Source organism: Ruegeria sp. BHSC223, from assembly GCF_059613025.1.
In genome coordinates, this window is sequence record NZ_JBXWRR010000013.1 from 1 (window position 1) to 12,299 (window position 12,299).

The 12,299-nt window shown below is 62.0% G+C and carries 10 protein-coding genes; 2 read left to right on the plus strand and 8 right to left on the minus strand.

Annotation, left to right across the window (positions count from 1 at the left end; translation table 11 throughout):
- The 4 genes from AC2FNY_RS16440 to rpsL form a co-directional block, all read right to left on the minus strand.
- The coding region (locus AC2FNY_RS16440) for a GTP-binding protein (RefSeq protein ID WP_170611170.1) at window positions 1–110 on the minus strand (110 nt) is incomplete at its 3' end.
- 86 nt (window positions 111–196) lie between these two features.
- The gene (gene fusA / locus AC2FNY_RS16445; protein ID WP_234138806.1) at window positions 197–2,314 is read right to left on the minus strand and encodes an elongation factor G; all 2,118 of its coding nucleotides are present in this window, start codon (window positions 2,312–2,314) and stop codon (window positions 197–199) included.
- A gap of 18 nt (window positions 2,315–2,332) precedes the next feature.
- Entirely contained in the window at window positions 2,333–2,803 is a 471-nt protein-coding gene (gene rpsG / locus AC2FNY_RS16450; protein WP_011049181.1) for a 30S ribosomal protein S7, read from the minus strand.
- A 15-nt stretch (window positions 2,804–2,818) separates the two neighbouring features.
- Window positions 2,819–3,190 (minus strand): 30S ribosomal protein S12, encoded by a 372-nt coding sequence (gene rpsL / locus AC2FNY_RS16455; protein ID WP_005862801.1) that lies wholly within the window; start codon window positions 3,188–3,190, stop codon window positions 2,819–2,821.
- A 343-nt stretch (window positions 3,191–3,533) separates the two neighbouring features.
- Here rpsL and AC2FNY_RS16460 point away from each other — a divergent pair, with 343 nt between their 5' ends.
- Both AC2FNY_RS16460 and AC2FNY_RS16465 read left to right on the plus strand, forming a co-directional pair.
- The gene (locus AC2FNY_RS16460) at window positions 3,534–4,340 is read left to right on the plus strand and encodes a putative rhamnosyl transferase (protein WP_496803144.1); all 807 of its coding nucleotides are present in this window, start codon (window positions 3,534–3,536) and stop codon (window positions 4,338–4,340) included.
- Between the two features lie 2 nt (window positions 4,341–4,342).
- Window positions 4,343–5,158 carry a putative rhamnosyl transferase gene (locus tag AC2FNY_RS16465; RefSeq protein ID WP_496803108.1) on the plus strand — a complete coding sequence of 272 codons (816 nt, stop codon included), beginning with the start codon at window positions 4,343–4,345 and terminating at the stop codon, window positions 5,156–5,158.
- On the opposite strand, the gene AC2FNY_RS16470 is transcribed toward AC2FNY_RS16465, so the two are convergent.
- The 4 genes from AC2FNY_RS16470 to rpoC all read right to left on the minus strand — a co-directional run bounded on the left by AC2FNY_RS16470 (window position 5,141) and on the right by rpoC (window position 12,247).
- On the minus strand, window positions 5,141–6,010 hold the full coding sequence (locus AC2FNY_RS16470) for a DMT family transporter (RefSeq protein WP_234217259.1): 870 nt from the start codon (window positions 6,008–6,010) through the stop codon (window positions 5,141–5,143). The genes AC2FNY_RS16465 and AC2FNY_RS16470 overlap by 18 nt on opposite strands.
- Window positions 6,011–6,128: 118 nt before the next feature.
- The gene (locus AC2FNY_RS16475; protein ID WP_496803109.1) at window positions 6,129–7,337 is read right to left on the minus strand and encodes an MFS transporter; all 1,209 of its coding nucleotides are present in this window, start codon (window positions 7,335–7,337) and stop codon (window positions 6,129–6,131) included.
- A gap of 3 nt (window positions 7,338–7,340) precedes the next feature.
- Entirely contained in the window at window positions 7,341–7,910 is a 570-nt protein-coding gene (locus AC2FNY_RS16480) for a helix-turn-helix domain-containing protein (protein ID WP_496803110.1), read from the minus strand.
- Between the two features lie 95 nt (window positions 7,911–8,005).
- On the minus strand, window positions 8,006–12,247 hold the full coding sequence (gene rpoC / locus AC2FNY_RS16485; protein WP_496803111.1) for a DNA-directed RNA polymerase subunit beta': 4,242 nt from the start codon (window positions 12,245–12,247) through the stop codon (window positions 8,006–8,008).
- Between the last annotated feature and the right edge of the window lie 52 nt (window positions 12,248–12,299).

Consider the following 12,299-nt stretch of genomic DNA (forward strand, 5'->3'; position numbering starts at 1 on the left):
CCGAAATACTTCGTGATCGCTGCGGTCAGCGTCGTCTTGCCGTGGTCAACGTGGCCGATCGTGCCAATGTTGACGTGCGGTTTATTACGCTCAAACTTTTCCTTTGCCATTGCAAAGCTCCTTTTTTCTCTTGCCGGTACGTGCAGGCACGCACCCTAAGGGTTGACAGGGTGCGTGGTTTCCCACGCACCACCGATTACGCGTATTTCGCCTGGATCTCGTCCGAGATGTTCTGCGGGACCGGATCGTAGTGGTCGAACAGCATGGTGAACTGGGCACGGCCCGACGACATCGAACGCAGGGTGTTGATGTAGCCGAACATGTTGGCCAGCGGCACGAAGGCGTTGATCGCGATCGCGTTGCCACGGCTTTCCTGCCCGGACACCTGACCCCGACGCGACGTCAGGTCACCGATGATGCCACCAGTGTATTCCTCGGGCGTGATCACCTCGACCTTCATGATCGGTTCCAGCAGCTTGGCGCCGGCTTTCTTCATACCTTCGCGCATACCCATGCGGGCCGCGATTTCGAAGGCCAGAACGCTGGAGTCAACGTCGTGGAACTTACCGTCGATCAGGGCGACCTTGAAGTCGATCACGGGGAAACCGGCCAGCGGACCGCTATCCATGACGGACTTGATGCCCTTTTCCACACCCGGAATGTATTCCTTGGGCACGGCACCGCCGACGATCCGGCTCTCGAAGGAGTAACCTTCGCCCGGCTCGGTCGGGGTGATGACCAGCTTGACCTCGGCGAACTGACCCGAACCACCCGACTGTTTCTTGTGGGTGTAGGTATGCTCGACCTCTTTCGAGATGGTCTCGCGATAAGCCACCTGCGGCGCACCGATGTTGGCCTCGACCTTGAACTCGCGCTTGAGACGGTCCACCAGGATGTCCAGGTGAAGTTCGCCCATGCCCTTCATGATGGTCTGACCCGATTCCAGGTCGGTTTCCACGCGGAAGGACGGGTCTTCGGCGGCCAGACGGGCCAGACCCTGGGACATCTTTTCCTGGTCGCCCTTGGTCTTGGGCTCGACCGCGATCTCGATCACCGGATCGGGGAAGGTCATGGTTTCCAGAACCACCGGATCCTTGGCGTCGCAAAGCGTGTCACCGGTGGTGGTGTCCTTCAGACCCGCCAGCGCGATGATGTCGCCTGCAAAGGCTTCATCGATTTCCTCGCGGTTGTTCGAGTGCATCATCATCATCCGACCAACGCGCTCTTTCTTGCCCTTGGTCGAGTTCAGCATGGTGTCGCCCTTTTTCAGGACGCCCGAGTAAACGCGAGTAAAGGTCAGCGAGCCGACAAACGGGTCGTTCATGATTTTGAACGCCAGGCCCGAGAAGGCCATGTTGTCATCGGCGCGGCGCGCGATGTTCCGCACTTCTTCCTCGTCGCCAGGCTTGAAGCCCATGTAGTCGACAACGTCCAGCGGGCTGGGCAGATAGTCGATCACGGCGTTGAGCAGCGGCTGAACACCCTTGTTCTTGAATGCGGAGCCACCCAGAACCGGCACGAAGTGCAGCGCCAGCGTGCCCTTGCGCAGCAGTTTGCGCAGGGTCGGCACGTCAGGCTCTTCGCCTTCGAGATAGGCCATCATCGCGTCGTCGTCTTCTTCGACGGCCGCTTCGATCATCTTGCCGCGCCATTCGTCAGCCATGTCCTTCAGGCTGTCGCGGATCGGGGCCTTGACCCAGCTTGCGCCGAGGTCTTCGCCCTGCCACAGCCATTCTTCCATGGTGACCAGGTCAACCAGGCCTTCCAGCTCGTTTTCCGCGCCGATCGGGATACCGACCGGAACCGCGCGGGCGCCGGTGCGATCTTCGATCATGCGCACGCAGTTGAAGAAGTCGGCGCCGATCTTGTCCATCTTGTTGACGAACACCATGCGCGGCACCTTGTAGCGGTCAGCCTGACGCCACACGGTTTCGGTCTGGGGTTCAACACCGGCGTTTGCGTCGAGAACGCAGACGGCACCGTCGAGAACCGCCAGCGAGCGTTCAACTTCGATGGTGAAGTCAACGTGGCCGGGGGTGTCGATGATGTTCAGGCGGTGCTTGGGGGTGTCGGCGGTCTGGCCGTCCTCGGTGCGCTCCCAGAAGGTGGTGGTCGCAGCCGAGGTGATGGTGATGCCGCGTTCCTGCTCCTGCTCCATCCAGTCCATGGTGGCGGCGCCGTCATGCACCTCACCAATGTTGTGGGATTTGCCGGTGTAATACAGGATACGTTCCGAGCAGGTCGTTTTGCCTGCGTCAATGTGAGCCATGATACCGAAGTTCCGGTACAGGTTCAGCGGATATTCGCGTGCCATTGGTCTGAGCCTCTAGAATTACCAGCGGTAATGGCTGAAGGCTTTGTTCGCCTCGGCCATCTTGTGGGTGTCTTCGCGCTTCTTCACGGCGGTTCCGCGCGACTGGACAGCGTCCAGCAGCTCGCCGGCGAGGCGTTCTTCCATGGTGTTTTCGTTGCGGTTGCGCGCGGCGGCGATCAGCCAGCGGATGGCCAGCGCTTCGCGGCGCTCGGGGCGCACTTCGACCGGAACCTGATAGGTGGCACCACCCACACGGCGCGAGCGGACCTCGACCGAGGGTTTGATGTTGTCGAGTGCTTCGTGGAACACTTCGACGGGGGCGCGCTTGATCTTGTTCTCAACGCGATCGAAGGCGTTGTAGACGATGCGCTCTGCGACCGACTTCTTGCCGTCGATCATCAGGTTGTTCATGAACTTGGTCAGAACCTTGTCGCCAAATTTGGCGTCGGGCAGGACTTCGCGTTTTTCTGCGGCGTGACGACGGGACATCTCGGCCTCTCCTTCTTATTTGGGACGCTTCGCGCCGTATTTCGAACGACGCTGCTTACGGTCTTTGACGCCCTGGGTATCCAGAACACCGCGCAGGATGTGGTAACGCACGCCGGGAAGGTCTTTTACACGGCCGCCACGGATCAGAACAACCGAGTGCTCTTGCAGGTTGTGGCTTTCACCGGGGATGTAGGAGATCACTTCGTAACCGTTGGTCAGGCGGACCTTGGCAACTTTACGCATTGCCGAGTTCGGTTTCTTCGGAGTGGTGGTGTAGACCCGGGTGCAGACGCCGCGTTTCTGCGGGCACTGTTCCAGGTGCTGGGACTTCGAGCGTTTTACTTTCGGCTGCCGCGGCTTGCGGATCAGCTGTTGGATCGTTGGCATTCCGGTCTTTTCCCCGTTTTGCAACACACATGTCATGCACGCGCGCTGCGTGCGGCTTAGTTTGGCGCACCTGCATCATATGCAAGCGCAAAACCCGCGAGCGTTCCCATTCCGAGGTGAACGTCGCGGTTGGTTATCAGAGGATCGGGACGATAAAGGTGTCCGGACCTTGACCACGTCTATTTGAAATCGGTCGTGGGGCGACCCACGGTTTCCGAGATAGCGGGCGTAATAGGGGGAGTCGGCCAGAGTGTCAACAGCCCACCCCGGTTGCCAAGGCTGTAGCACCCTGCCAAAGTCGCGACGCAGTGTCGAGAAGGTTTTTTTCATGGACAGCAGAGACATGCAGGCCATCGGCCTGTGCCGGTTCTCTTACCCTGCGATCGGCGGGTTCCAGGTCGAACACGAGACCATCGAGGAGCGTATCTCCTATCTCTATGCCGAAGATCGGCTGGAGGAACGGTTTCAGCTTCTGGAAACCGTCGCACTGCCCTGTTTGCGAGAGCAGACGGATCAGAATTTCGAGCTGATCGTAGTGATCGGCGACACCCTGCCAAAGCGGCATGGCGACCGGCTGCACGACCTGACCTCGAACATGCCGCAGGTTCGGATCGTGGTCGAACCGCCGCGTCCGCAACGCGAGTTGATGAAAAAGCTGCTGAACAGCGCCCGCACAGACCCATCCAAGCCCTGCCTGCAATTCCGTTATGATGACGATGATGCCGTGTCGGTCGATTTCATCGAACGGTTCCGCAATACGCTGAACGACTGTAGCGGCCTTGTGACCACGAACCGTACCGTGGCCGTCGATTTCAATAGGGGTTACGTGGCCGAACTTGGCGCCGACGGGATTGCCGCCACCGAAACGGTGCGCAACCTCTATGTCGCTTCGCTGGGGATGTATGTGAAAGGCGGCTGCAAGCTGACGATCATGAACTTCGCGCATGAGAAGATCGGGCGCTTCATGCCTGTCATCAGCGTAACCGATGCGCCCATGTGGGTCCGCAGTCACAACGGGTTCAACGACTCGCGCCAGAAAAAGGTCAAACCGGTGCCGGTCGAACCGTTGACCGAAGATCAGAAAGCGGAATTTGCCGCCCGCTTCGCGATCCGCGAGGATCACGTCAAACGCGTCTTTTCGGGGGGCTGAGCATGCAGGTTCTGGGTCTATGCCGGTTCAGCTATCTTGGCCATGGCGGGTTCAAGGTGATGCACGAAACGCTGGACGAACGGCGCGCCTATCTCTATGCGCCTGCCCGGATGGAGGACCGGTTCCGCCAGTTCGAGGCGATCACCCTGCCCTCGGTCGCGGGACAGACCGACCCGGATTTCAAGTTTCTGGTGGTGATCGGCGAGTGCTTTCCCGACAGCTACCGGGCCCGGCTGGAGGGTCTGGTGCGGGACGTCCCGCAGGTCCGGATCCGCGCCTATCCGCCGCTGCGCCACCGTACCGCCATGGCGCAGGCGCTCGACGATCACCGCCGCGACATCGATGCGCCCTGCCTGCAATTCCGGCTGGATGACGATGACGGCATGGCCCGCGATTTCGTCGCCCGCTATCGCGAGGTCGCCGCAGATACCGAAGCGCTCTGGCGCAAACACCCGGCGGTGGCCGTCGATTTCAATACCGGCTACGTGTTTCGCTGTGGCCAACGCGGGATCGAGGTCAGCCCCTTCCAGTTCGCCTACAGCGCCATCGCGCTTGGGGTGATCGTTGCCCCCGGTCATCGTGAGGGCATCATGCATTTCGGTCATCACAAACTATGGACCGTCATGCCCACGATCACGGTCCCCGGCGAGGACATGATGCTGCGCGGCCATAACGACTTTAACGATTCCCGCGCCAAGCCGGGTGCCAAACAGTTCCGCTATAAACCCCTCGATGCGGATGAAGAGGCTTATTTCAAGGCCCGCTTCAATATCGACAATGCCCGCGTGCGCGAGATCTTCTCAGCTCCGCCGCCGTGACGCCCGTTCGCGGAACAGGGTAAACAGCCCAGTCGCCACCACCAGTGCCACCCCGGCCATGGTCAGCGGATCGGGCCAGTCGCCAAAGACGAGCCACCCCAGAACCAGCGCCCAGATCAGGCTCGAATAGCGAAACGGCGCGACAAAGCCGACCTCACCGATCCGCATCACCATCACGCTGAACAGATAACCGCCCAGAACCAGCAGCGAGGCCGCCAGCAGTCCCAGGGCAAGTTCCGTGGTCAGCGGCACCCATTCCACCGTCAGCGAGCCGGCCAGGCCAAAGGACATCACCGACAGCGCGGTGGCCAGAGTGACCGTCAGCGAGGGCACATGCGACGACATCCGCCGGGTCACCAGATCGCGCGCGGTGACGCAGATCACCGCCGCCATCGCATAGATCGCATGAAGCGTGAACCCGTCTGGCCCCGGTCGCACGATCAGCAGCATGCCACAAAAACCAAGACCGATCGCCAGCATCCGCCGCCATCCAACCTGTTCCCCAAAGAACAGGGCCGCCCCGAGTGTCACGGTCAACGGCAACATTTGCAGCACCGCTGTCACATTCGCCAGCGGCATGTTCAGCAGCGCGGTAAGAAAGAAGTAGGTGGCGCCGATCTCGGACAGGCAGCGCAATGCCACCAGCATCCTGTCGCGGCGCCCAAACCGCAGGTGGAGCGCCCCCAGATGCCGCGCCATGAAATAGATCCAGACCGCCGACAAACCGCTGCGCAGGACCAGAATCTGGAACAGCGGCATCTCGGCGCCCAGCAGTTTCACAACCGTGTCGTTGCAGGTGAATGCCGCCATGCTCGCCATCATCAGAAGCGCGCCGCGCATATTGGGTGACATAACCTGGCCTCGCCAAATGGAATAGGCCGGTACCGGTCTCCGAGGCCGCGCACTGGCTGCGTTTCATTTCTGGCGAGGCGAGAACGAAATGGCAAGTCGCCACATTTCGGGCCCGCGCCTATTCGCGTCGGCGGCGCCACCATAACCACAGATGCAGTGAGATACCCGCCAGATAGATCAGGATCACCGCCGCCAGCAACGCTCCGGTTCCCCAAGCGGCCAGCACCAGCAACAGCAGCGGTGTGCCCAGCGTGTTGCCCAGGTTGCCCATCTGCGCCAGCGCCCCATTCGCCAGCGCCCGATCCTGGGCCGAGGTGTTGAGCGCGGGGATCGCGGCAAAGCTCGCCCCCTGGACCAGGCCCAGTGTCGCAAAGAGCGCCACGCACAGAACCGGCGTGGCCACCCCCAGCCAATACCCCGACAGCACCAGCGCCGACAGGCCGAACCCCGCGATCACCACGCCGATGGCGGGCCAGCGCCGCAACAGCGGGGTCACCACCAACAGCGCCACCGCAATACTGGTCAAGGGCATCACGCCCACGATGGTCGCCCGCAGGTTCTCCGGCAACAACGGCGGCAGGATCGCCACCAGCGAGACAAAGGTCAGCGTATAGAACAGCCAGCCCACAGCCGGCGCGGCAATGCGGGGAGACCCATAGGCCGACAGGTGCCGGGCGAGCAGGTCACGCGGGCGCAGGCTGTTTTCCGCGTCGGCGGCGGTCTCGTCGGCAGGCAGCAGCCTCCAGACCGCAACCGCCAGCATCGTCATCGCGCCGCCGTGGCACAGGAACAGGCCCGCCACCCCATGCGTCTGCGCCCAGGGCAGGCCGATCCAGGCGACCAGCGCGAAGGCCACGCCAAAAAAGGTGCTCCACAAGGTCATGGCAAAGTTGCGCAGCGGTTCGGGGGCAACTTGCGCAATCAGGGTGGGCGCGGCCACCACGATGGCCAGATGGGAAAGCCCCTCGATCATGCGGCTGGCCAGCATCAGTGCAAATGCGGGCTGCGTGGCCTGCCACAGCGACATGAGCGCGCCTAAAGCGAGGCCAGCTACCAGCAAGCGGCGGCAGCCGTAGCGCGCGGTCAGAAGACCCGCCACCATGCCAAAGAGAATACCAAAGACGCTGATCACCGAGAGCAGCCAGCCCTGCCCCGCGCCCGCATCGGGATAGAGTTGCCTGACCAAGTCAAAGGGTACCGCGATCTTGGCAAATTGCCCCGCAGCACCCAGCCCTGCCAGCCAAAGCAGCAGGATCAGGGGCAAGGGGGGCAAGGTCAGTTTCGGGCGCATGATCCCGCGATACCCCGCCAGGGCATCACGCGCCACGTATTAATTATGCGGGCTTTGCGCCTGCGAGCAGAGCCGGACCGGCGTGCCGTCGGAAAGATAGAGCCGCTCCCACAACAGACCGCCCTCGACCACGGTCAGCGCGTCATAAACCCGGCGGCTGGTATGGAACAGCCGGGGGTTCGGCGTCTGGCTCTCCCACCAGTCCGATCCGTCCAGCGCCGCCTCGGCGGCCTGGATCTCGACCGTGGCAAAAGGCCAGAGCGATTGTCCCAGCAGGGCCCGCTGCGATTGCCGCCATTGCCGCGCGCGGGACGGGGAATAGGCCAGACAGACATGATTGGCCTCATCCACCAGATGCAGGCAGTCCGATGAATGCTCGACCAGTCGACGCAGCACCGCATCGTCGCAGAAATCCCGTGTCAACAACTCCAGCGCGCGGCGCCGGGTTGCCCCGTCTGGCAGCTGCGTCCCCGCCTCCCAGCGCGAAACGGTGGCTTGGCTGGTATCCAGCGCCTCGGCCAACGCCGCCTGTTTCATCGACCGCGCCCGCCGCAAACGGCGCAACCGGGGGCCAAAGCCGGGCAAATCCCGGAGCATGGGTTCGGGCATGTCACACCTCCTGCGCCGCCCATTCTACGCCAGGTCGCACAAAGAAAAACCCCCGTGCGCGGCACGGGGGTTTTTCTCGTTCACATGCGATTGGATCAATCGCGGCTTTCCGGCGTGTCCACCAGCGTGTCGAAATCGTCGTCCACGATATCCGCATCCATGATCGGTGCGGCCAGCGCGGCGGCGGCTTCGGCCTCTTCGCGACGCGCAGCGATGACCACGTTGTCGCGCTGGGTTGCGATGTGACGCATCTGCTGCGTCGCGCCACCGGTCCCCGCCGGGATCAGACGACCGACAATCACGTTTTCCTTGAGGCCGACCAGCTTGTCCTTCTTGCCCTGGACCGAGGCTTCGGTCAGCACGCGGGTGGTCTCCTGGAAGGAGGCCGCCGAGATGAAGGAGCGGGTCTGCAACGAGGCCTTGGTGATCCCCAGCAGGATCGGCTCGCCCGAGGCCGGACGACCGCCGCGGGCGATGGTCTTTTCGTTGGCCGCGTCGAATTCCTGCTTATCGACATGTTCACCCTTGAGCAGCGTGGTGTCGCCCGAGTCCGAGATCTCCCACTTCTGCAGCATCTGGCGCACGATGACTTCGATGTGCTTGTCGTTGATCTTCACGCCTTGCAGACGATAGACCTCCTGCACCTCTTTCACCATGTAGTTGGCCAGAGCCTCGACACCCAGGATCGACAGGATGTCGTGCGGCGCCGGGTTGCCGTCCATGATATAGTCACCCTTCTGCACGAAGTCGCCTTCCTGCACCGGGATGTGCTTGCCCTTGGGCACCATGTATTCGACGGGTTCCATGGCCTCGTTCGACGGCTCGATCGAGATGCGACGCTTGTTCTTGTAGTCGCGGCCAAAGCGGACATACCCGTCGATCTCGGCGATGATCGCGTGATCCTTGGGACGACGGGCCTCGAACAGTTCCGCCACGCGGGGCAGACCCCCGGTGATGTCCTTGGTCTTGGCGCCTTCGCGCGGGATACGAGCGATGACGTCGCCGGCCTCGATGACCTGACCGTCCTCGACCGACAGGATCGCGTCCACCGACATCGGATAGTGAACCGGGTTGCCCGCGTCGTTGCGGACCGGTTCGCCATCGCTGTCCACCAGGATGATCTCGGGCTTGAGGTCGCTGCCCTTGGGCGCGGCCCGCCAGTCGATCACGATCTTCTGGGTCATGCCGGTGGCCTCGTCGGTCTCGTCGCGGACAGCGATGCCCGAAACCAGGTCGACATATTTGGCGGTACCGGCCTTCTCGGCGATGATCGGCAGGGTGTAGGGATCCCATTCGAACAGCTTGTCGCCGCGCTTGATCCGGGCGCCGTCCTTGACGAACAGCTTGGAACCATAGCCCAGCTTGAAGCTGGCGCGTTCCTCGCCCTGCGCGTCCTTGATCAACAGCTTCATGTTACGGCCCATGACCAGGCTTTCACCTGCGGCATTGACCAGCAGCTGCGGGTTCTCGAACGCGATGGTGCCGTCCTGGTTGGCTTCCTGGAACGACTGCTGGCCACCCTGGGCCACGCCGCCGATGTGGAAGGTCCGCATGGTCAGCTGGGTGCCCGGTTCACCAATCGACTGTGCCGCGATGATGCCAACGGCCTCGCCCTGGTTCACCATGGTACCGCGCGCCAGGTCACGACCATAACACATGGCGCAGACGCCCTCCTCGCTCTCGCAGGTCAGCGGCGAGCGCACGCGGGCGGTCTGAACACCGGCCTCGTGAATGGCATCGGCCATCCGCTCGTCGATCAGTTGACCGGCAGCCACCAGCACTTCTTCGGTGCCCGGACGCAGAATGTCGTCGGCAGCAACACGGCCCAGCACGCGCTCGGCCAGCGAGGCGACGACTTCACCGTCGTTGACCGCTGCTTCGGCGGTCACGCCGCGATCGGTGCCGCAGTCATGCTCGCGCACGATGCAGTCTTGCGCCACGTCCACCAGACGGCGTGTCAGGTAACCCGAGTTCGCGGTTTTCAGAGCGGTGTCCGACAGACCCTTACGGGCGCCGTGGGTCGAGTTGAAGTATTCAAGAACGGTCAGACCTTCCTTGAAGTTCGAGATGATCGGCGTCTCGATGATGTCGCCGTTCGGCTTGGCCATCAGGCCGCGCATGCCGCCCAGCTGTTTCATCTGCGTAACCGAGCCACGCGCGCCCGAGTGGGCCATCATGTAAACCGAGTTCGGTTCCTTTTCGGCACCGTTCTCGTCACGCGCCGAGGCCGAGATGGTGTTCATCATCGCCTCGGTGACGCGGTCGTTACATTTCGACCAGGCATCGACAACCTTGTTGTACTTTTCACCCTGAGTGATCAGGCCGTCCATGTACTGCTGTTCGAAATCCTTCACCTGGTCGCGGGTCTCGTCCACGATGCCCCACTTGTCATCGGGGATCACCATGTCGTCCTTGCCGAAGGAAATCCCGGCCTTGAACGCCTCGCGGAAGCCCATGGTCATGATCTGGTCGCAGAAGATCACCGACTCCTTCTGGCCGCAATAGCGGTAGACGGTGTCGATCACCTGCTGCACCTCTTTCTTGCGCAGCAGACGGTTGACCAGTTCGAACGGGGCCTTGTTGTTCATCGGCAGCAGCGCGCCCAGGCGCACACGACCCGGAGTGGTCTCGAAGCGCTTGAGCACCTCGTTGCCCTCGTCGTCGATCTGCGCGATGCGCGCCGTGATCTTGGTGTGCAGATGCACCTCGCCCGCGTCCAGCGCGTGCTGAACCTCGTCGATCGAGCCAAAGATCTTGCCTTCGCCGACCATGCCTTCGCGTTCCAGGGTCAGATAGTAGAGACCCAGGATCATGTCCTGCGAGGGAACGATGATCGGTGCGCCGTTGGCGGGCGACAGAACGTTGTTCGTCGACATCATCAGCACGCGGGCTTCCAACTGGGCCTCAAGGCTCAGCGGCACGTGCACGGCCATCTGGTCACCGTCAAAGTCGGCGTTGAAGGCCGAACAGACAAGCGGATGCAGCTGAATGGCCTTGCCTTCGATCAGGATCGGCTCGAACGCCTGGATGCCCAGACGGTGCAGCGTCGGTGCTCGGTTCAAGAGAACCGGATGCTCGCGGATCACCTCGTCCAGGATATCCCAAACCTCGGGACGCTCCTTTTCGACCAGCTTCTTGGCCTGTTTCACGGTGCTCGAAAGGCCCTTGGCCTCGAGCCGCGAATAGATGAAGGGCTTGAACAGTTCGAGCGCCATCTTCTTGGGCAGGCCGCACTGGTGCAGCTTGAGTTCGGGGCCAGTCACGATGACCGAACGGCCCGAGAAGTCGACCCGTTTCCCCAGAAGGTTCTGGCGGAAGCGGCCCTGCTTGCCCTTGAGCATGTCGGAAAGCGATTTCAGCGGGCGCTTGTTGGCACCGGTGATCACGCGTCCGCGGCGGCCGTTGTCGAAGAGCGCGTCGACCGATTCCTGCAGCATCCGCTTTTCGTTGCGGACGATGATATCGGGCGCGCGCAGTTCGATCAGACGCTTCAGACGGTTGTTCCGGTTGATGACGCGACGATAAAGATCGTTCAGGTCCGAGGTCGCAAAGCGGCCCCCGTCAAGCGGCACCAGCGGGCGCAGTTCCGGCGGGATGACCGGGATCACGGTCAGCACCATCCATTCCGGGCGGTTGCCGGATTCCAGGAAGCTCTCGACCACCTTAAGCCGCTTGATGATCTTCTTGGGCTTCAGTTCGCCGGTGGCCTCGGCCAGATCGGCACGCAGCTGTTCGGCTTCGGCTTCGAGGTCGATCTGGGACAGCATCTCACGGATCGCCTCGGCACCGATATTGGCGGTGAAGGCGTCCATGCCATACTGGTCCTGGGCGTCCATGAACTCTTCTTCGGTCATCAGCTGACCGTAGGTGAGATCGGTCAGACCCGGCTCGGTGACCACGTAGTTCTCAAAATAGAGGATGCGTTCCAGATCGCGCAGCGTCATGTCCAGCATCAGGCCGATCCGGCTGGGCAGCGATTTAAGGAACCAGATATGCGCAACGGGCGCGGCCAGTTCGATATGGCCCATGCGTTCGCGGCGCACCTTTTGCAGCGTCACCTCGACACCGCATTTCTCGCAGACGACGCCGCGATACTTCATGCGCTTGTACTTGCCGCACAGGCATTCGTAATCCTTGATCGGGCCAAAGATACGGGCGCAGAACAGGCCGTCACGCTCGGGCTTGAACGTGCGATAGTTGATGGTCTCGGGCTTCTTGATCTCGCCATAGGACCACGAGAGGATCCGCTCGGGCGATGCCAGAGAGACCTTGATCTCGTCAAACACCTTGGGCGGTGTCAGCGGATTGAACGGGTTGTTGGTCAGTTCCTGGTTCATTTGTGTACCTCAAATTCGTGCGGATGATGGGGGGAGGCCCCACATTTTTCGA